Annotated in this window: 19 protein-coding genes and 1 pseudogene; 14 read left to right on the forward strand and 6 right to left on the reverse strand. The window is 32.9% G+C overall.

Annotated features, from left to right (window positions below; all coding sequences use genetic code 11):
* Window positions 1–91: 91 nt before the first annotated feature.
* Together BN349_RS03760 and BN349_RS26825 are read left to right on the forward strand one after the other, a co-directional pair.
* Window positions 92–2,143 (forward strand): sensor histidine kinase, encoded by a 2,052-nt coding sequence (locus BN349_RS03760; protein ID WP_148335340.1) that lies wholly within the window; start codon window positions 92–94, stop codon window positions 2,141–2,143.
* A gap of 355 nt (window positions 2,144–2,498) precedes the next feature.
* A pseudogene (locus BN349_RS26825) lies at window positions 2,499–2,696 on the forward strand (GNAT family N-acetyltransferase); the annotation flags it as partial.
* Window positions 2,697–2,822: 126 nt separating this feature from the next.
* Here the strand turns inward: BN349_RS26825 and BN349_RS03765 are convergent.
* On the reverse strand, window positions 2,823–3,572 hold the full coding sequence (locus BN349_RS03765) for a DUF6557 family protein (RefSeq protein ID WP_019240942.1): 750 nt from the start codon (window positions 3,570–3,572) through the stop codon (window positions 2,823–2,825).
* A gap of 298 nt (window positions 3,573–3,870) precedes the next feature.
* A complete protein-coding gene (locus BN349_RS03770) occupies window positions 3,871–6,936 on the reverse strand; it encodes a hybrid sensor histidine kinase/response regulator (protein ID WP_019240943.1) in 3,066 nt (1,021 codons plus the stop codon).
* Window positions 6,937–7,299: 363 nt separating this feature from the next.
* Here BN349_RS03770 and BN349_RS03775 point away from each other — a divergent pair, with 363 nt between their 5' ends.
* Entirely contained in the window at window positions 7,300–7,893 is a 594-nt protein-coding gene (locus tag BN349_RS03775) for a YdhK family protein (protein ID WP_019240944.1), read from the forward strand.
* A gap of 149 nt (window positions 7,894–8,042) precedes the next feature.
* Here the strand turns inward: BN349_RS03775 and nadD are convergent, their stop codons facing one another.
* A complete protein-coding gene (nadD, locus tag BN349_RS03780) occupies window positions 8,043–8,660 on the reverse strand; it encodes a nicotinate (nicotinamide) nucleotide adenylyltransferase (RefSeq protein WP_019240945.1) in 618 nt (205 codons plus the stop codon).
* Window positions 8,661–8,888: 228 nt separating this feature from the next.
* On the reverse strand, window positions 8,889–9,665 hold the full coding sequence (locus BN349_RS03785; RefSeq protein WP_019240946.1) for an NUDIX hydrolase: 777 nt from the start codon (window positions 9,663–9,665) through the stop codon (window positions 8,889–8,891).
* 462 nt (window positions 9,666–10,127) lie between these two features.
* Here BN349_RS03785 and BN349_RS03790 point away from each other — a divergent pair, with 462 nt between their 5' ends.
* Complete coding sequence (locus BN349_RS03790) at window positions 10,128–10,400, forward strand: hypothetical protein (RefSeq protein WP_019240947.1); 273 nt, start codon at window positions 10,128–10,130, stop codon at window positions 10,398–10,400.
* Between the two features lie 188 nt (window positions 10,401–10,588).
* Here the strand turns inward: BN349_RS03790 and BN349_RS23260 are convergent, their stop codons facing one another.
* On the reverse strand, window positions 10,589–10,927 hold the full coding sequence (locus BN349_RS23260) for a hypothetical protein (RefSeq protein ID WP_051024191.1): 339 nt from the start codon (window positions 10,925–10,927) through the stop codon (window positions 10,589–10,591).
* 384 nt (window positions 10,928–11,311) lie between these two features.
* On the opposite strand from BN349_RS23260, the gene BN349_RS03805 reads away from it, so the two are divergent.
* The 3 genes from BN349_RS03805 to BN349_RS25230 all read left to right on the forward strand — a co-directional run bounded on the left by BN349_RS03805 (window position 11,312) and on the right by BN349_RS25230 (window position 13,898).
* Complete coding sequence (locus BN349_RS03805; RefSeq protein ID WP_019240949.1) at window positions 11,312–12,244, forward strand: helix-turn-helix transcriptional regulator; 933 nt, start codon at window positions 11,312–11,314, stop codon at window positions 12,242–12,244.
* Between the two features lie 87 nt (window positions 12,245–12,331).
* A complete protein-coding gene (locus BN349_RS24730; protein WP_019240950.1) occupies window positions 12,332–13,405 on the forward strand; it encodes a hypothetical protein in 1,074 nt (357 codons plus the stop codon).
* A 364-nt stretch (window positions 13,406–13,769) separates the two neighbouring features.
* Window positions 13,770–13,898, forward strand: a complete 129-nt coding sequence (locus tag BN349_RS25230; protein WP_019240951.1) for an anti-repressor SinI family protein — start codon at window positions 13,770–13,772, stop codon at window positions 13,896–13,898.
* A gap of 95 nt (window positions 13,899–13,993) precedes the next feature.
* Here the strand turns inward: BN349_RS25230 and BN349_RS03820 are convergent, their stop codons facing one another.
* Window positions 13,994–14,305: a YbjQ family protein gene (locus BN349_RS03820; protein ID WP_019240952.1), complete on the reverse strand. Its 312-nt coding sequence runs from the start codon at window positions 14,303–14,305 to the stop codon at window positions 13,994–13,996.
* Between the two features lie 249 nt (window positions 14,306–14,554).
* On the opposite strand from BN349_RS03820, the gene BN349_RS25765 reads away from it, so the two are divergent.
* The 7 genes from BN349_RS25765 to BN349_RS03855 all read left to right on the forward strand — a co-directional run bounded on the left by BN349_RS25765 (window position 14,555) and on the right by BN349_RS03855 (window position 21,500).
* Window positions 14,555–14,716 carry a hypothetical protein gene (locus BN349_RS25765; RefSeq protein ID WP_019240953.1) on the forward strand — a complete coding sequence of 54 codons (162 nt, stop codon included), beginning with the start codon at window positions 14,555–14,557 and terminating at the stop codon, window positions 14,714–14,716.
* 86 nt (window positions 14,717–14,802) lie between these two features.
* Window positions 14,803–15,045: a hypothetical protein gene (locus BN349_RS03830; RefSeq protein WP_019240954.1), complete on the forward strand. Its 243-nt coding sequence runs from the start codon at window positions 14,803–14,805 to the stop codon at window positions 15,043–15,045.
* 362 nt (window positions 15,046–15,407) lie between these two features.
* Complete coding sequence (locus BN349_RS03835; RefSeq protein WP_019240955.1) at window positions 15,408–15,851, forward strand: MarR family winged helix-turn-helix transcriptional regulator; 444 nt, start codon at window positions 15,408–15,410, stop codon at window positions 15,849–15,851.
* Between the two features lie 90 nt (window positions 15,852–15,941).
* Window positions 15,942–17,189 (forward strand): ABC transporter permease, encoded by a 1,248-nt coding sequence (locus BN349_RS03840; protein ID WP_019240956.1) that lies wholly within the window; start codon window positions 15,942–15,944, stop codon window positions 17,187–17,189.
* Window positions 17,190–17,480: 291 nt separating this feature from the next.
* The gene (locus tag BN349_RS24735) at window positions 17,481–19,520 is read left to right on the forward strand and encodes a helix-turn-helix domain-containing protein (protein ID WP_019240957.1); all 2,040 of its coding nucleotides are present in this window, start codon (window positions 17,481–17,483) and stop codon (window positions 19,518–19,520) included.
* 221 nt (window positions 19,521–19,741) lie between these two features.
* A complete protein-coding gene (locus BN349_RS03850) occupies window positions 19,742–20,641 on the forward strand; it encodes a LysR family transcriptional regulator (RefSeq protein ID WP_019240958.1) in 900 nt (299 codons plus the stop codon).
* Window positions 20,642–20,762: 121 nt separating this feature from the next.
* A complete protein-coding gene (locus tag BN349_RS03855; RefSeq protein ID WP_019240959.1) occupies window positions 20,763–21,500 on the forward strand; it encodes an SDR family NAD(P)-dependent oxidoreductase in 738 nt (245 codons plus the stop codon).
* The last annotated feature ends 178 nt before the right edge of the window (window positions 21,501–21,678 follow it).

Raw genomic sequence — 21,678 nt, forward strand, 5'->3', positions numbered from 1 at the left:
TATTTATATTTTTCCACATTATCCCTTTATGTTCTAATTCATAGTGTTATGATAATGGTAAAATCAGATGGGTCAGTAGAGGGTGTTAAAGGTGAAATGGAGATATAGTATATTGCTTTTTACAATTGTTTCATGCGTAATGTTCCTCAGTGTGTTAAATGTAAAGGCAGAAGCATTGGGTAAAAAGGGTATTTTTACTATTAGTGAAGTTGTAGGAAACGAAATCATTAAATTAGATGGGGAATGGGAATTTTATTGGGAGCAATTATATAGTCCAACAGACTTTCAGAATCATAATGTCAAACAAGAGCCTATAATGGTTGAAGTCCCTAATACGTGGGACCATTATTCTGTAAAGGGAGAAAATTTGCCGCAAACTGGATTTGCAACATATCGTTTGAAAATCAAATTTCATGAAGATGATGTGAATACAATAAAAGCTTTCTATATTCCAAAAGTGGCGTCAGCTTATACTTTATGGATTGATGGTGAAAATAAGAGTTCTGTCGGAATAGTTGGAAGAAGCAAAGAGTTGATGGAGCATAGAACAAAAGATCAATTTGTTCCATTCCAAATTAAATCTCAAACTGTAGAGTTGATTATTCAAGTTTCGAATTTTAATCAAAGAAACGCAGGGATATACAATACTTTATTATTAGGGGAACAAGAGAATATTTTGCATCACAGGGACAATAAAGTGATATATCGTACTGTGATCGCCATTAGTCTTTTGACGATGGGGCTTTATCATCTCGTGTTATTTTTATTTAGACGAAAGGAACGTTCGTTGATTTTTTTCGGAATGACTTGTCTATTGGTTGCGATAAGAACAACGTTTCTTGATATAGGTATTTCAGACTATTTCATTTCTTATTTGGATTGGGAATTCGTTGTAAAATTGCAAATTATCGGTGTGGCATTAGGGACTCTTTTTTTCTCTTTGTTTACGTATACTCAATTTTCGAAAGATATGAGTATTGTCATCAGAAATATCATTATCGTGGTGATGTCCATATATAGTGTGTTTGTAATTGTGACACCAGTGATCGTCTTTACAAATACGATGCCTTTTTTAACAGTACTCTGTATGTTTACAATTTTCTATTTGCTAATAGTTTACATAAAAGCCTTTATTCGAAAACGAGAGGGGTCAGTTTTAAATGTATTTGCAATATCAATGTTATTTTTGTTAGCAGTTAATGATTTTTTATATTTTAATAAGCTAATCCAAACGACAGAATTAACATCTGCTGGTCTTCTCTTTTTTCTGTTTACACAATCGATTAGCCTATCTAAAAGGTATTCAAAATCCTATGCAAAAACAGAAAAGCTATCACGTGATTTAATGTTATTAAATGAATCACTTGAACAGAATGTGCACAATCGTACTACGGAATTGCAAACAATGAATAAGGAGTTACAATTAACAAACGAAAAGCTTCATGAATTGCAGATAGAGAGAAGCAGATTAATTGAAAATATTTCACACGAAATTAGCACACCCTTAACAAGTGTCATATTTTACTCCAAGGGAATGCTGGATAAAGTGATTCAAATGGATGAGAAGTATGTACAAATTATTTATGATAAAAGTAGTTATATTGCACAAATGCTGGATGATCTACGTTCCTTAACAAATATTGAAAATAGGAAAATATTCTTTCATATCGAAAAGGTGAATTTACGAAAGTATATGTATGTACTTTATTCCAAATATAAAGATGATATGGAGTCACAAGGTATTGTATTCGAATATAGCGATACAGTTCCGGCAAATAAGGAAGTATATGTAATGATTGACAGAGTGCGTATTGAACAAGTAATCGTAAACCTACTATCCAATGCTGCGAAATTTGTGAAGAAAGAGGGTCATATTTTATTAAAATTATCTCAGCAGGATGAAGGTCAGGTTGTGATTTGTGTTGAAGATAATGGAATGGGCATTAATGGAGCAGAACTGGAGTTTGTGTTTAATCGCTTTTTCAAAAGTTTTTTAAATCAAACGACACAACATCAAGGTTCCGGTTTGGGATTGGCTATATCCAAAGAAATCATTGAATATCACAATGGACAAATTTATGTGGAAAGCAAGGAAGGGGAGGGCAGCTGTTTTTTCTTTACGTTACATTTAACGAGTAAGTGAAACGGAGTATTCTCATTTGTCTATTTTTCTCCAAATAGTATTTCCGAAAAACTCAAAACTTTAAGGTAAATGTGGAGGTGGGGATAATTGGTGAATCCGTATTAGTGTTTTTCGTAAAAAAAACGATGATGCCTAATACCATTTACTTGTCCTTAAAAACAGCTATCACCTGTTCATAATTGACCTTGCGAAAAAACGAAAATTCGTCAGGTCTTTTTTTGGTGTATGTAAATTTCACATGAGTGAGATTCCCCACTCATAAGAATAAAATTATTACAAATAATTTTAGTGAAAATCACTTGACTGGAGGTAAGAAAAAGTTGTCTAGTTTTGTGTTAACAATCGATCTCAATAGTGGATAAGTCCTATGTTTATTCTACCTAAGTATCAAGGCAAGGGCCCTCAAGTCTACCCCCAAGCAACTTCTTGAGAATTGAGAACGATTCAAGAGCAGCAACGAAACTGCGACTTATATGAGAAAATGGGTTTCCGTCTTATGGAAGAAAGGGAAATGAATGCAACACTTGTTCATTATAAAAAAGTTGTTGTTTAGTGTTATCCAAGCTGTAGAGGAATTTGAATTTCTCATTTATAGAATTGAAATGATTAGCATTAACTGAAAAGCATAAAAAAACAAGAACTTTGTTATACTTGCTTCAATGTTCTTGTTTTTAAAAAATTACTCCCTTTTATACATGTTTTCAACTTCTTCTAACTCATCAATTTTTTGTTGGACAGCGGCTTGATTCATCCCAAGGAATGTCATTTCCCACATACAGTGTGCGATAAATAGTGGGGCCCCCAATTTATCTAGTTGACCTTGATGGCAAAACCATCCTAACCATTTATCCCATAAAGTGTACTCTATGCCATAAGGTGTTCCGTTTTTGGAATTTAACCCGCATACATTATAATAGATTTCTTCTTTTCCATCTTCGTTCTTTTCTCTTTTCGGTTGGACAGCAATGATGAGTGGGTCATCATCTATTGTAGGAGTTAATCGAATTAATTCTTCCCAAACAGATTTATATAAATAAACGGTTTCGGGTTTTTCTACAACTTTTTGAAGTGCTACTTCAACTTCTTCCCATGAAAGTTGATGAATGGCATCCACAAATCGTGTTTTACTTGGCTCCTGTACTTCTTTCTGAAAAGTATGAAGATATCGTTTTTCAAAGATTTGTGTAAATCCTTTTGCTTGTTCATAGTAAAAAGTCAATTCTTCAAAGCTTAATGATTGAATAAAATGATTAATCTCTTCTGTATAAGGCTTTAAGAGAACTCTAGCAAGCTTTTGTCTTTTTTCTAGTAGTTCATTTTGAAAACAGATTTCCTTTTCTTTTTCTTTTCGAAGATGTTCCTTATACTCTTCGGGATTATCCTTATAGAAAATTTCCCACATTTCGTCGGAACTTATGTATTTGTTCATGTTACTTCCCCCATATGCCTTTTTCCTTTTTTTAGTATAACAGAGAATGATGAATATGAAATAGTATATGATTTCTCATTTTAGTATAAAAGGGGAGGGCTGTAATGGAAAAACAAAAGAATGTGAGATTGGTCCTATTTTGTGATAAAGCATCGTATACATAACATTCAAAGATATTAAAGCAAATAAACAAGTGGCTTAAATGTGATTCTTTTTCACATTTGAGCCACTTATGACTGATTTAGTGGGCGTTATGACAAATATAAAATAAGCAAGTCGAGTAATTGTGATAGCATACTCATGAACTTTTTTCCTTTTTTCTATTTATATGTTGTGACTTAGGAACTGTAAAGCTTACAGTCGTACCAACATCAAGAGTGCTCTGGATTTGTAATCCATTTTCGTATAATCGTTTAAGACGCTTATCGGTGTTTATAAGACCAATTCCGTGTTTCTGTTGATTCTTTGGTTGAAGGATGTTGTTCTGCGTTTCTTCATTCATTCCTACTCCATTATCTTGTATTTTAATTTCAATATACAGTTCCGATTCTTGTATTGAAATGGTAATGCTTCCACCAGCAACCTGTTTTAACACGCCATGTCTAACAGCATTTTCGACAATCGTTTGAATGGAGAGAGGTGGAAGTGTGAAATTTAGTGTATCGTCAACGTCCCATATAATCTGTAAACGATCTCGAAAACGAGTTTGTTCTATAAATAAGAAGGATTGAACGAGCTCAAGTTCTTTGTGTATGGATATTGTTGGCTCTAAGTTGGATGTGTCAAAACTAGCTAATAAATAATGTGTGAATTCGTTAAGAAGCTTTATCATTTTCTTAGGATCTAACTCGCTCAAGGCTTTAATCGTTGTTAAAGTATTATATAAAAAATGAGGCTTAATTTGAGCTTGGAGCCAGGCTGCTTCTGTTTTGATTTGTTCCTGAATCGATTGTGTTAAGTCTGTTAGAGCACGAACACGAGCAGTTAGTTCCATTTTATTAACCGGTTTTGTTACGTAATCATTGGCTCCAGCAACAAAACCGGTTAACATATCTTCAGCTTGGCTTCTGGCAGTTAATAAGATAATAGGAAGCTCAGAAGAAGAATAACTATTACGAATGGTTTTAGTTAATTCGTATCCAGACATATTTGGCATCATAACATCTGAAATGATTAAATCCCAATTTTCTTCTTCTAATAATTGTAAAGCTTGGTTAGCGTTCACTGCTGTATGAATTACGTATTGCTCAGCTTGAAGAATTTGCCGTAAGATTTTCAAGTTTACAGGATCGTCATCAACGACAAGAATTCTCTGCCGATGCTCTAATTCTATATTCAGTTCAGTTACGTTCTGACCTGAATCATATTTTAATAGAGAGTTTTCCTGGATATGTAAATGTTGATCTTTAGTTGTTTCATTCTTTATTTCAGCACATGGCAATGTAATGGTAAAGGTTGAACCTTTTCCTAAGAATGATTGAACGGTAAGCTCACCGCCATGTAACTTAACCAATTGGTTGCATATACTTAATCCAAGTCCAATTCCTCCACTAATTGCTGTCATACTAGAATCGGCTTGTTCATAAGGTAAGAAAATTCTTTGCTGGGTTTCTTGATCTATCCCAATTCCTGTATCTTTTATATGAATGTGGGCCATCTTATCCTTTATTTCTGCATATACAATAATTTCGCCTTCATTTGTGTATTTAATTGCATTATGTATGAGATTAAAGAAGATTTGAATGAGCCGATTCTCATCTGCCTCCACCTTTGGAAATGAATCGGGTATGGTTGAAAAGAATTGAATTTTTTTCTCTTCTAACATGAAAGCTAGCATATCAAAAACCCCTGAAATGACGGATTGAACAGAAATATTTTTGATATGAAGTTGTATTTCATTATCCTTTAATCGTTTTATATCTAGTAGATCATTTAATATAAGTGACATTCGTTGGGAAATAGTGATAAGTAGCTGTAAATCTTTTTGGCTTTCTTTGTCTAAAGTGTTTGTGTTTTTATCCAAAACAAGCTGTGCCATATTCATGATACCGTGCAATGGATTTTTTAATTCATGAGAAGTATTTGCTAAAAATTCATCTTTTCGTTTATCAATTTTTTGTAGCTTCTCTGTTAAGATAATCATTTCATTATGTTGCTGAAAAAATGTTTTAAAAGCTAGGATAGCGAAAAAAATAACCGAAAGTATGATATCAATAGGATAATAGGGCATTTCAATTATTCCAAGATTTATGATCATCCCAAATGTTGTACTCATTACAATGCTTAGGACAGCTAGTGAGAAATAGAGTATATTCTTTCGGAATAAATAAACGGTTTTCCAAGAGTGAAAACTGATGAGTATAACCATTCCAACTATAAGCACACCTTGAAAATAATACATTGTGACGAAATAAAGATAATCAACTGGTAGTAATAGAATCAAGAATAAGTAAAGGTTAAATAGGACAGTTAGAGAGTTATATAAAAAATTCTTCAGTACATGTGGTAATATTTTTCGTAAAAAATGAATTAAAAAATATAGACTGCCTGAATAGACAATTGCAATGATTTTTATCCACCATTCATATGGCATTGTTGGGAAAAGGAGTAAGAGTAGTCTATCATCATCGGCGATAGTTCCTATCATCAAGCAGAAAAAAGAAAGGCCAAGGTATAAAAATCGACTATTCCAAGAACTAAACACATAAAAGATTAAGCAATATATGGAGTGTAAAAATAATATAATAAACACAATAAATTGCATGATCACTGATAAATCATACTTTTTTTCAATGGTTGGTGTTGTTCCAAATTCGATTGTTTCTAAAATCCCAGCTAATTTAGATTTTGTATTTTTAGGTATATGGATGACAATGTCAATTTCATCTCGATTTTTACCAAGCTTCACCGTATAAGGTGAGAATCTTTTGAAGTATTCTTTTTTATAGGTTAAAGGCTGTTCAGTTTCAGTGATATTGTGACCATTAATAAAAATAGTATCTGTATGTAAAAGGCTTTTAACATACAGACTATACTGATTTTGATCTCCCTTTTTAAGCAGTATTTTTAGCCGATAAGTTCCATATCCCTCAGATAGAATATGTGATAAATCGTTGGGCACACTCACAAATTTCTTCTTACCCCTTAATTCATCTGGTTGGAGATACTGATTTGAATAGAATTCCCACTCTCCATTTAACAGAATCGTTTTATTATTTGGTAGATTGATGTCCCTTAAATTAATCGTTCCTTGATTAGCGTTTGGTCCTTCTATACTAGCAAAATGATCAATCCAAGACATTCGTAAACAAATAAGGATAATGAAAAAAAGGCATGTAATAGTTATGAGTTTTCTTTTTGTCATTGATAATCCTCCATCTTCGCTGATGATATATTGTCATAGTTTAATAGAATAGAAGTTCCTAGTTAGGTACAACTATTGGTATTATTTAGTATAAATGGAAAAATAGGTAGTTACAATTGTAGCGTAATGTTATTGGTGAAAAGAACTAAAATCTTTATACATAGTGTTTATGTTTAAAAACATAGCGGGCGGGTACATATTATTTGTGTAAGGAAATATCTGGAGGGAGGTTCAGGTCATTGTATAGATGATCGTTACATCCATTTTCGTTTAAGTAAAATCGGTCATCCTAGATACAGGTAACTTAACGATAATTTCCTTACAAAAAAGTGACAACGATTGAAAGAGATGGAGGAAAAATAAATGAAGAAAATCATGTATAAATTAGGTTTTGTATCTATACTTTCTATAGTATTATTAGCTGCTTGTGGTGACAATGACAAGGATCAAGAAGCTAATCCGAAGCAAACTCCGGCTGAGCAGCAGGAGAATGCAGACAATAATCATGAAAATATGGATATGACATCAGCTAACAATTCTGAAGAAGTTCCATTAGGAATGAAAAAAGCAGAAAAACCAAAGTATGAGGTTGGAAGTGAGGTAGTTTTAAAAACGGATCATATGGAAGGGATGAATGGTGCGACAGCAAAGATTGTTGGTGCATATGATACAACCGTTTATGCTGTTACCTATATGCCAACCAATGGTGGGGAAGAAGTGAAAAATCATAAATGGCTTGTACAAGAAGAAATGGAAAATGCTAATGATACAAAACTAACTCCAGGAACAGAAGTAACCATTACAGCAGATCATATGGAAGGAATGAATGGTGCAACGGCCACTATTGATTCAGCAAATGATACTACTGTATACATGGTTGATTACAAACCAACAAATGGTGGAGAAGAAGTGAAAAACCACAAATGGGTAACTGAGGAAGAAATCACGGAAAAATAATCACTAAGAAAAAATTTAAAAAGGAGGCTGTCTCAAAAATAATGGAACATCACTTTTGAGACAGCCTCCACGCTTCATAATACTTTGTTATGTGATTGGCTTGATCTAACCTTTTTTATGAAAAAGAAAAATGTATTTTTTAAACGGTTTTACTTTGTATATAAAGAGTGCTTTTTAATATAGTTATAACAGCTGTATGGTAAGAGGTACTCAGGCTCACCTCCAAGTTTAAATTCCTCACGAATGTACGTGGAGCTGATTTCCATAGCGATGCCCTTATCTAATAAGTGAAAAGTTGAACCATCATCATTATTTCTAAGAATTGGGGATTTACTAATGGCTCTTAACATATCAATGCCATTACGTGCCATAACAATAAACTTGTTTTCCTGAATTAATAAATCGGCATTACTCCATTTTCCTTCACCTATATCAACAAGTAAGTCAGCGCCCATAATGAAGAAAATGTCATCTTCTAGAAATTGTTCCTTGAAGTATTTCATCGTTTGATATGTTGTTATTTTCCATGCTTCCTGCTTCATTTCATAATCATCCGCTATAAATTTTGGATTATCTTTAATCGCCATTTGTACCATATTCCATCGATGATGATCATCAGTATGCATGTTCTTATCTTTCCTCTTACTAGAGCAAGGTAGAAAAATGACCTTATTTAATATGCATCGATGGGCAATTGTACTTGCCGTCCATAAGTGTACGAATGTGATTGGATCAAAGGATGAACCGTAAATTCCGATTCTTGCCATTACATATACCTCCAGTTCAGATATTGAATAATTGTTATTTCCTTATGCTTTGATTATTTAATCCCATTCACTTTTATAAGGGAGATTGACAGTATATTTTTGTGATCGTGATATTTTATGTATTGATGGAAGAGAGTATACGAAAGTATTATTAGCAAAGGTTAAGTCCTAACTAGCAGTAGCTTGAAGACTAACAATTAAATTATTTAATTGTTAGTCCTGAAAAATTTAGTATCTAGCTGAAAAAATAGATTTTATAACCTCTGTATCATTAAAACGATATAGTTGAGTTGGTTTTTTTGAAGTTCTAGTCGTCGTTTGACCTTTTACTTCCTCGATAAATGGAAGTGTTTTGATTTTTCGTGCAAACGATTGGCTAAGAGCGATAACTGGATCGTCTGTTGCTGTCAGTAGAACAGCTTGTAATTCAGAATAGGTAAATAGGGTTGGGAGAAAATTTTTAGCAACAGTTGTTTGTAATAAATCTTTCCTAATTTCTGTAATCGCGTCTTCTATAATTTGGCGATGATCAAAGGCTAAATCAAGGGAAAAAACTTCATCCAGTGTAAATAACTCAACGTTTTCTGCATCATCATTAGCCGAACGGTGTATTAATGCTGCTTCAGGTACAATGGCGTAATGGGCATTTGAGATGATCCATCCTCTTGGATCTCTTCCAGGCTGATCGTATACTCCAAAATGTTTGAGGTGAATCCCGTTAACACCAGTTTCTTCTGCTAATTCTCTTTTAGCAGCTTCAAGAGCAGATTCTGTTTCTCCAACAAAACCTCCTGGCAAAGCCCATTTAGAAGCTTCAATATTATGATGACCTTCTGCATTGAAGGCACTTCGTTGAATTAATAACAATTTTAATTCCATTTTAGATGGTTTATATTCCTCGATTTTTTCAGAAACAATTGTAAAGACCGCAATATCACTTGTGTAGCCATCTGGAGTTCGATATTTCTTGACATCGTATTGTTCTATGGCTTTGGTATTAGTCATGTATAAACCTCCTATTAATAAATAATATGGTATGTTTTTATAATAATTAACAATTTGTTTATTGTTAATTATATTGTATGCTAAAAAATTTTAAATGCAATTTTTTGTTTTGATTTTTTTAGAATAAAATTCATGGTTTTTCACTTCTTTCATTCTCGGTTCTCAACTAGATCATCGCAGATTTCTCTCTATTTATATTTAATACATATAAATAGGAGTGGGTAATAGATTCATAGGAAATGATAAGGTTATATAGCTAGGGGGCAAAGGTATACCTCTTTCATTTAGGATAAAATTCTTGTGGTAGTTAGATATAGCTTAAATAGTAATAGAGAAGGGTATATATTATGTGAGCGAAAATAAATATAAGGTATATTTTGTATAAATTGTTATAAAAACGAAGTGTTATTATGTTAATTACGTTGTTATGACATGAGCATCTTGAAAGAGGAAGTGACAAGTGTGAAAGCTAATTTAACACCTATTAAATCGATGTATCATTGGAAGGGGCGTAGATTTTATTTATCAACGAAGAAGAAGTTTTGGATTAGTCACGCTTTCTCAGCATGTTGGCTAGCAATCTCTATTTATATTTCTCTACCATGGTTGCATGATTTAGCTTCTGTGTTTTCATTACCTTTTGCCATTTTTGTCATTACAGGAATAGCATATATTCCAGGATATATGTCTGCTTTTTTGATTATTAGTTTAATTTTAGATAGACAAGATGTTTAAAGATGAATTTCCATTAGAACCTGTGACATTGCTTATTTCAGCGTATAATGAAGAAAATGGAATTTTTAATGCCTTACGATATGTAGCTAATTAAGAATATGGTGGAGAAATAGATTACAGATAGCTCCTATCTTGCTCTTAATCGAAAAAAGACAGTTGAATACTATTAGACTGATTTAACTTCTCTTTCATTGGTTGTGAATAGCTACTTGATAATTTGTAATTTTTTTGATTTTATTGACCATTTTATAAAGAGTATCTTTATATTCTTTCCCAGCACTTCCTGTTTTATAGAGAGCTTGTAGGAGTTCGTATAAATGAGGAAAATCTTGTTTGATAAAATCGAAAAAGACATTCCGTGTTTTTCCGCTTAAATAAAGTGTTCCTGTTAACACATAGGAAACCTTACTATCTTTTGCATGTGCATATAAAGAATCTACATTTTTATATCCATCCGTTATATAAGGAATAATTGGCATAAAGTGAAGCCCAGTGGATGCATTCGTTTGAGAGAATTCTTTTAGCATAGAAAACCTCTGTAACGAATTAACGCCATTGGGTTCAATTTTTTGTCTAACAAAAATACTGGAAGACAATTCTCTACAGTTAGGAACGATTTGTAAAAAAAGATTGTTAAGAATTAATACGCAATAGTAATTACAACATATTTATAAATGACGAAATTTAGGAATTTTAATAATTGTGGAGAAACTAATCTATTTAACCAACTCTTATTAAATGTCTAGAAATAACCTAATACTGGAAGAGTTATTGTTGGATAATACTCACAAAGAGCATTTACTTGTTTTATATTGAAAAAAGAGAGCAACTATATTCATAATGAAGTATATAATTTTTCTAATAGTGAAATTCAAATGACATAATCAACATGATAATAGGTAGGTGTAAAGATGAGTCATGCTAGTAATTGTTTACGAATGCTCATGATTTTAAACTCAAAAGGGTTAGTACAAGCGCAGGAATTGTCTGAAATGTTAGAGGTATCAACGAGGATGGTTCGTAAATATAGGACGGATTTAGAAATGGCGGGCATTCAAATAGGCACGAAGCCTGGAAGATACGGGGGCTATTTTCTTGAGAAAAAAAGTGTTTTACCTAATATTGAATTTCAAGAGAAAGAAATAACAGCATTAAATATGGCTTTTGATTATATTCAAAACAGCAAGTATTTTCCTGAAAAAGATGCTTTTAAGATGCTATTTCATCATATTTCTTCTATGTCTATCTATAAAGAGGAAGTGGATAAATATTTATATTTTATTCATAAATCTAAGCCGCGTAATACATTAACAAAGGACAATGAGCTATTTTTAAAGTTGCGTAGTGCAATATTAGAAAATAAAAAGGTAATTATTTCTTACCAAGGCTGGAGAGGGGAGTTAGAATCACGAAAAATCCATCCTTATGGTTTGATTCATTATAATAGCTATTGGTACTGCAGAGCATTTTGCGAAAAGAGAGATGGTCAACGCACATTCAAGTTATTACGTATGAAAGATTTACTAGAAACGAATGAAGAATTTATTCCAGATGAAAATTTTAATATACGTGAAGATCGAATGGGTATTTGTGATGATGAGCATCATGTAGAATTGAAGGTATTTGATGCTTTTACTCACACCATTTCTGAATCTATTTGGGGAGAAAATCAGGAAATAATAGAAAATCCAGATGGTAGTGTCACCTTTAAGGCGAAAATGTTCGGGAAAGAATCGATTATCAAGTGGATTTTAGGTATGGGACGCGGTGTCATTGTCATCGGCCCCGAAGAAATTCGCTCACGTGTACGTGAAGAAATACAAGACACGTTAAAATATTATTAAAATTTTTAATGTGACATATATAGTTCCTGGTTCATTGTTACTATTTATATTGTAAATACAATGCATCAGGGAATAGGAGAATGTCACATGTTTATGTTTATTGGTATTTTAGGCTTAATTGGTTTTATTATTTATCTCGTTATGGCCATTATTTCAGCCTTAAGAAAAACAGGAAAATCAAAGAAGCAAATGAAGATTGCAGCCATATTATTTGTTGTATTTATAATAGGTCTCGTGGCTTCACCAGACACACAAGAACAAGCCTCAGACAAAAAAGAGGCATCTACAGAAGTGAAGAAGGAACAATCAAAGGAGAAAAAGGTAGAAATTGCACCATCAACTGTTGCAGAAGTAACTTCGGTTATTAAAGTAGGTATGACTGTTAAACAGTATGACGATGTAAAGGAAAACAAAATAAATGTAGAGTTTCCTGAAACGCTTTCCATCGGAAATGGAAATGTTGGTAGAGTATTGAAAGCAACTGACGGATTTGTGGTAGTTGGAACAGATGGAGTAACTATTTTATCCGTTAAAACGGTAGCTACTATGGAAGAAGCAAAAACTTATGCTTCACGCTTATATAATGAAGCAAAAGCAAAGAAGGAAGCTGAAAAAGAGAAAAAGTATCAGCAATCAAAAATGTCAGTTAGTGGAACTGGTGATAATTCTTCGGAGATGATATCTTTAAAATCGGGTTTTGCTATTTTTGAAGGTTCTTATTCTGGTTCAGGTAATTTTATCGTAGAATTGATGGACGAAAATGGAAATCAAGCAGAGTTGCTTGTAAATGAAATTGGCTCATATAAGGGGAAAACATTTGCGATTATTAACTCGCCAGGCAATTATTATTTGAATGTAAAAGCTTCAAGTAGTTGGAATTATTCAATCACTCAGGAAGTACCACCTACAATGAAAGATATTCCAACTGTACTAAGCGGCCAGGGGGACGATGTAGTATTTGTGAATGCAAAGAGTGGAAATTATAAATTTACTTCTTCACATCAAGGACAATCGAATTTTATAGTCATGTTAAATGGTACTGGATTGCTCGTAAATGAAATTGGAAATTACAGTGGTTCAACTAGACAAAAGCTTTCAACTGATGGATACTATGCGATTGTTGTTCGTGCAGACGGTAAATGGTCTATTAAGATTGATTAATAGAGAAGTAAAAAAATGAAAGTAATGAATATTCGACCATAACATTAATTGACCTTGTTTTTATTAAGCGCATATGCCTTATTTTCACCAAAGATTAATGTTATCGATAGAAATTGTTTCGAATTTCTATCGATAACATATTGTTTAGGTGGGATTATGGTATATGCGCTTTTATATTGTAAATAAGACGATGATTTTGGAAACGACATATACTATAAGAATCTGCATATATTATAGAAAAGATGATAGTTTTTAAAGAATCTCTGAAAGTTATTGTTTGTTTAAGTGTTTTTTTAGTGCTAATTGCTAAGATAAAAGCTATAACGTCTTTTTTTTAGATGACCACTTTCTTTTAGGAGGGAAAATGAAGTTGAGCCAATTAATTGAAAATAATAAACAATTAGATTCAGAGTGGATAAAACTAATTCAAATTGCTAAAGAAATGGGCATTCCAAAGAAAGACATTCTAGCATTTTTACGAAAAAATCAGTGATACAAGTAGATAAAACTTTTATAGACATTATAAATAAAGCCTACAGCAAGCAGTGCATGGAAATGATCTTGCTGTAGGTATACCTATCCTTTTTGTTACTCAACAACTACCGCAGTTCCGTAAGCAATCAATTCTGAGGTACCTTGACCGGAAGTTAACGTGAATCGAAATCCAACAATGGCATTCGCTCCCTTTTTTTTCGCTTGCTCGGTTATTCTCTCAAGAGCTATTTCTTTCGAATCCTCAAGCATTTCCGTATAACTACTTAATTCTCCACCAACAATTGATTTTAATCCAGAAAGAAAATCCTTCCCTATATTACGTGATTGAACAATACTGCTAGTGACAATTCCTTTAGTATCAATGATGGTTTTATTAACGAAACTTTCAGTGGAAGTAATAATCATTTTTTCTCCTCCAATAATAATAGTTTATTCTATATCCATGTATTTTTAGATAAAGTAGTAGTGAAATATTTAAGTAGAAAAAAGTCTGTTCTGCTATGGATATTTTTTAATGTAACATAAATAGTTCCACTTAAATAGGTATGATAATTAGGAAAGATATAAAAATTAATGATTTTTATTCTTTTATATTCAGTTTAGAAACCGTAGGAAAAAATGAAAGAAATAATCTTGTGGAAGAGGATGATCATCATGAAACGCATAACTATTGATTTACAAGGGACACCACCTAAATGGGCTAAGGAAGCGCGTTGGTACTATGAAAATACGTTTCGTGAACAATGGATTGCATCGGTCCTATCAGTTACAAATGAATTAATTAAATGGAGAGAAAAAGATATAGAATGTTTATAAAGATTATAATACCTATCAATTAATTATTAGGTAGATATAAATACCACCTAATATACGACAATAAATAGACAACTAGGAGTAACAGAATGAAGAATCTTACACCGACACAGGCAATGAATGCAGTAAAACAAATGAAAAAAATACGTCTAGATGTTGAAGATGGATATATTGATTTTTTTATAGAGTCAAACGGAAAACCAACCTCACTTGTTGTAACAGAGGAAGGAACAAAAGAATTCATGGCCGATAGTATTGGTAAAATGAGAAAGGTGTTTAACACCCCAGGTATAAAAGGACATATGTATATAGTACCTGAAGTGTTAGATTGATAGAAAGGCTTTTGTTAAACCTTGCGACAAACCAGATGGTAAAAAAGGTTGATTAATTGGATGTAAGCTGTGAGGTTATTATAAGTGTAGCGAGACAGATGAAATCTCGTAGGTTCGAAGACACTACTAATAAAGACTACAATGCTTCGTAAGCAGCTTTAATTTTAGTAAAAAAGAACTTCTTTTTATTAAGAAGTTCTTTTTTATATGAGTTTGTGAACAATACATCTATTTACTTAGATAATTTTAAATAAAATGAAGCGTTTTCACGAGAAATTCTGTTGTTTTTGAAGATTTTTTAGTTTACAACTTAGAATGTTCTAATTATAATGTTTTTTATGACTTAAAAGAGGTGATCGTTTTTGCTTCAAGATATAACGGTTGAAATGGTAATGGATATTTATAATGATCTGTCGAAGAAAATGGCAGATCAGCGCTTTAAGGTTTTCGTTGAGCATTTGAAAAAGCACGAATTAACAATGAATCAGTATAATATTTTAACTATTGTCCAAGGAAACAAAGGTACTTCTGCGAGTCATTTAGCAGAAAAGTTGAATTTAAAGGCAGCATCAATTACGTATTTAGTAGATTCTCTTGAAAAAAGAGGATTATTGGTTCGGAAAGAGAATCCAGAAGATCGGAGAAGTCACCTTATTGAAGTAACAGCAGAAGGGGCTTCGGTTATATCGATGGAAGAAAATTACCATCTTGCTTATGAATTTTTTAGCAAGCTAGAACAAGATGATATTGAAATGGTTTATATGTTACTTCGAATTTTGAAACGAAAGTTACCGTCTGATTTATAAATAAATTAGTACTTATTCTAGCTCGTGATTTTTTCTCTAGCGAATTTGTTTGTTTTGTAAGTAGAAAGAAAAGGTAAGGAGATAAATAAAATGAAACGGATGTTTAGAATAAAGTTTGCTTGGTTCCCTGTTTGGGCAACGGCATTGCTAATGTTGAGTATGATAGCGATATATCTTCCTGTATTCAGTGGATCTAATCAAATATTAAAAAATTTCCCAATAATTATTGTTAATGAAGATCAACAGTTTGCTACTACGGAAGGTGGAAAACAATTAACACATTTACCTGATCAAAAGCATTCTTTTAATTGGATTTATGAACATGATCGTGCAACAGCGGAAAAAATGTTGAAAAATGATAAAGCCTACGGAGCGCTAATTATTCCTGCTAATTTTTCAGCATCACTTGCAGAAGTACAAAAGGGGCTTATGAACGGGAAAAGTGATGTGAAGCCTGCTAAAATGGAGATATTGATTAATGAGGGCGGCGGGCAAATGGCAACATCTGTTGCCGTTCAAACACTTCATACAATTGTTGAAACGACTTCAAAAGGGATGAGTGAGCAATTAAAAAAAGTGATGGAAGATAGAAAAATCAAGATTTCTCCTTCAGCTTCTTCTTTATTAGATAATCCGATTCAAGCTACTTCAATAAATGTGCTTGGCTTGCCTGCGGACATTAATAAAGGTATGACACCATTTATGCTTGCATTAATAGCATCAATTACGGGATTAATGGGTGCACAAATGATCCACGGCTATCTAAATAATATTAATAGTTTCCTACAAGATCGAAAAGTTGGATTAAGTGAAAGTAAATTGATTTTTACAGAAATAATTATGGGGTTAATTTTGTCGGTTCTCGTTTCATCTGGTTTAATGGTTGCAGTTATGGGGGTTTTTGGAAGCGTCCATACAGCACCAATTTGGCAAATCTATTTGTTCATGCTTCTTTGTACAATGGCGATGTATTTTATGTTTAAATTGATTGGCATGCTATTAGGGAAATGGGCGTTGCTAGCAATGTTCCCAATTAACATTATGGGAATATTCTCTAGTGGAGGAGCGATTCCGTTAGTAAGTGTTCCAGAATTTCATCGTATTTGCAGTGCCTTCCTACCAACTCGATATATGGTGGAGGGAATGAAGGCATTATTTTATTATGACGGTAACATGGAAGCAGGTCTAGAAAGAGCATTGATTGTCTTAATAAGCTGCTTAGTTGTTTTCGTCATTGCTACTGTTGGCATTGCTCTTTCAAAATTTATGAAGGAGAAAAAATCTGCAGGAAATGAAAAAGCAACGGATGGTCAACTATCTGTTGCTTCAGATGCGTAATGCTTATAGATTTTAAAAAAAGCCAGATTGATTCTGGCTTTTTGTTTTTTCAAAGTTAAGATTTCTGGAGGTAAAGTAGTTCATATGATACTCTAAACTATTCATATATGGAGATGGATTCAGAAGGCATTAAAGTAGAATTACATTAAATAGTAGCATAAGGAAATTCTATATTTACACTATCAAAAAAATGTAAATATAGAAATTTTTAGAAAATGATGATAGAATTACTATCATATTCTGGTACAACTATTTAAATATGCTGTTCGAATTTATTGCTAGGAGGTATTCATGATAAAGAAAAACCATTACGAATATGTTGCCTTTGATCAATTGGAAATTATTCAAAACGAACACAAGAACATTCAATTTAGTAGAGATTGGTTTAATAAGATTGATAATTATCTAGTACTTTGCATTTATGAGCAAGTAAAATTTACTGAAGAGATGAATGGACCAATTTCTCAAACTATACCACTGGATAAGTCAGTGCATTCAAATTCTTTCGTTATTTGGGACCGTACTTATAAAGAGAGTGAAGAGTTGTTTGTAAATTTACGAATCTCTTCTCGAAATCGTGTGATTACTTGGATTGCAAATACAATTGTTAGCTATTTGCTAGAAAAGTATAACAATCAGCAGAAAGCATCATCAAGGTTTAAAGGCAATCGTTATGATCCTCTTCATTTTGAAAAATATGTGGATCGAATGGAACAAATTATAAAGGCTAAAACGTTTTTAGGTGAAGATGCAGCGTGGGAAGAATTTTGTGCTTGGTTTCAAATGTACTTAACACAGTGGATATTAGAAGAAATGGAGAGAGTGATTGGAATAGAGTACATGGAAAAAATGAGTAATCAGGAACTAAATGACGTCTTCTATCAGTTAATGACAAAGAATCTTTCTTCTAATGACGTGTTTATCGCAAAATATACGAATATTGTGAATAGCTATACCACCGAATGGATGAATAACATTATGACTACTATGAATCTAGCATCTTTTTCATCGGATGATATAGAATCATTGCTTCTAATATCTAAACCTTCTAACCAGGATGCCCTTCCTTATAGTAAAAACCTTATTTTTTCATTAGGTGTAGAGCACCACTTACATGTAATGAACAATGCGCCGTATCAATATGTTAGAGAATCACTTTACAAAAATCATTTTCAAGTTACTCAAGAAACTCCTTGGCCGACAACGCCGCTTTACAAAGGTAACTTGGAGGGAGTTGTTCAATTTCGTCCCATTCGTCAGCTTAAAGATATACAATCTATGATTGTGGAAGCTCAGAATCAAGCTCAAAGCTTAACGGACTTAGATGTAGATATGTTTGATGCTTTATGTAGTATCTTTCTTTCGAAAGCTCGATATACAGAGGATGTTATAGAAATTCAATTTAACGATTTATTACTTATTCGAGGATTAAAGCCGAAGCTTGGAGGAGAAGGCAGAAGAGGCGGATATGAGCAAAAACAAAAAGAAAAAGTTTTGCAATCGCTTACAAAAATTCAAAGTTTATGGTTGGAATTAAATAAAGCAATTGTTTATGAAAAAGGAAAACCTATTCAAACACAGCTTCAAGGACGAACCTTTCTTTTTGTTGATTTTAATAGAAAAGAATATGATATTTCTCAATTAAATAATCAAAAGACTTTTACTTTTACAGTAGATAAAGTATTTACGAAATATCTTTATGGCTCTGGAAGACAAATTGCATTATTGCCAATTCAAACTCTCCAATATAATCCATATAGACAAACGTGGGAAAAACGAATAGCTAGATATTTTAGTTGGCGATGGAGAACACAAGCGAGAAAGGGAAATTTCTTGCAACCTAATAAAATTCGTACGTTACTAGAAGCGATTGGTGAGAGTATTAATGAGCGTACACCTTCACGTACTCGAGATCGATTAGAAAAGGCGCTTGATCAATTACTAGAAGACGGGGTAGTGTCCGCTTGGCATTATCATAAATGGGATGAGAGTATTGTTAACAATAAAGGATGGGTTCGTATGTGGTTAGATTCTACAATCCTTGTTGAACCACCAGAAGTCATAAAGGAACAATATCGGTCTATTGAAAAAACGAAAAAAAGTGCGCATTATTCGGTAGACTTTCAGGATATTACAGATCATAAAACAAGGGGAGCTTCTATAGGAGATCAACTGAGAAAAATTCGTAAGCAGTTTCATTTATCTCTATTACAAGTCTCTGAAGAGCTTGAGATTTCCCCTTCTTATATTAGTCATATTGAAAGAGGACTAAAAACGCCTTCTATAAAAATTCAAAATAGAATGATGAAATGGGTGCAAAAGTTCTTCTGAGTTACTGTTAAGAAAGTCAGGTGAACTTTTACTTTATGTAAGGGTGTATGCCTCAAGTAATCTTGAGGCATACACCCTTTTTAGGGCTTTACTTTTTGACCTTAAAGCATTTCTGCTCTCCTTGAATGTCTTAGTATTTTATTCATAGTGTATAATATATGTAAAAGAAAACAATCATTTCTTTAAGGTTATGAAAATGATTCTTCTGAAAGAGGGATATTATGGAATTGTTACAACTGAAATATTTTCAGGTGGCTGCTCGTCATGAGCATATGACAAAGGCTGCAAATGAATTATTAGTTTCACAACCTGCACTTAGTAAAACGATTAGCCGTTTAGAAAAGAGTTTAGGTACACCATTATTTGATCGGGAAGGAAGAAATATTCGTTTAAATTCATTTGGAAAGATTTTTTTAGAAAGAGTAAATCGAATTTTTCAAGAACTTGAAGAAGGGAAGAGGCAGGTGCAAGATATGGCTGGCTTGGATAATGGAATCATATCTGTTTCGATATCTCTTCCTCACATATTACCTTTCCTTCTGATGGAATTTATGGAAGATTATCCAAATGTGAAAATAAAGCAGCTTGAAGCAACATCGATTGAGATGAAGCAACAGCTTGAAAATGGGGATATTGATTTTTGTGTATCGACCATTCCGATAAAAGGGGACAATATTGAATGGGTCACATTGATGGAGGAAGAAATATTTCTTTCCGTTCCACCTAATCATTTTTTGGCAAATCGAGATAGTATTAAGCTATGTGAAGTAAAAAATGAATCCTTCATAAATCGTATTACAGGATATCAATTTCGTGAATTAACAGATGATTTTTGCCGCCAGGCAGGGTTCCAACCAAATACAACGGTTGAACTTGGAGAAGCATGGGCAATTTTAAAGCTAGTTGAAATGGGCATCGGGGTATCGTTTACTCCACAATTATCTTTATTAAGGCAGAATGCCCCTTCTACCAAACAGTTAAGAATCAGTCAACCGAAATGTATGAGAACTGTGGGTATAGCATGGAATAAAATGCATTTTTTATCGACAGCGGCAGATACATTTCGACGTTTTACGATTAATTTTTTTGAGAATAAAGCAGAAAAATATTTTCACTTATAGTGTTTTTTTTATAACTCTAATGTAATGAATTTATGCATGAATATGTATTGGATATTATGAATGGGTAGGTTTAAACTAATCATGTAAACATAATAGTAATACTTATTTGGGGGAGTTTTACATGAGATTAAATAAGAAAGTAGCTATCATAACTGGGGCAGCTTCTGGTATGGGAAAAGCCGAAGCTCTAGCATTTTCTAAAGAGGGAGCTACTGTTGTAGTAGCGGATTTAAATATTAAAGGGGCACAGGAAGTTGTAAATGAAATCCTAGCAACTGGAAAAAAAGCGTTAGCCGTGCAAGTGAATGTAACAAAGAAGGAAGATCTTGAAAATCTAGTCAATACAACAATACAAGAATTTGGAAAAATAGATGTGTTAGTAAATAATGCTGGTATTTTTGATAAATATACAAATAGCCTTGAGACAACTGATGAACAATGGGATTTATTATTTGATATTAATACGAAAGCTGTATTTAAATTATCTAATTTGGTTTTGCCTCACATGATAGAGCGTAAAACGGGTTCGATTGTAAATATCGCTTCTATTGCAGGTTTAGTGGCACAAATGGGGGGAGCAGCTTATACGGCTTCAAAGCATGCGGTTGCAGGTTATACAAAACACCTAGCTGCTGTTTATGGTAAAGATGGTGTGAAAATAAATGCTATATGTCCAGGTACAATTGCGACACCAATGACAGAGGAAATGTTAAAAACGAGACCAACTAACAAAATTCCATTGGATCGTTTTGGACAAGTATCTGATGTAGCGGATCTTGCAATCTTTTTAGCATCGGATGAAGCGAGATTTATGAATGGTGCATTGGTGCCAATTGATGGTGGTTACACTATCGTATAACTGGAATGAACGGAAGCTTACATATGGAATCCAAACAATAGGATTTCATATGTAAGCTTTTTTGCGTTTTAAATTAGTGAGTTCATTTTTGTATAATAGTAGCTTAATAAAAATGTTGATTTCATTGATGAATGCAGAAATCAAACGGTTAGAAGAATTGCTATTAAACGGGAAAAAA

Origin of the sequence: Bacillus sp. AP8 (assembly GCF_000321185.1) — a bacterium.
In the GTDB taxonomy this organism is placed as follows: domain Bacteria; phylum Bacillota; class Bacilli; order Bacillales; family DSM-1321; genus Bacillus_AD; species Bacillus_AD massilioanorexius.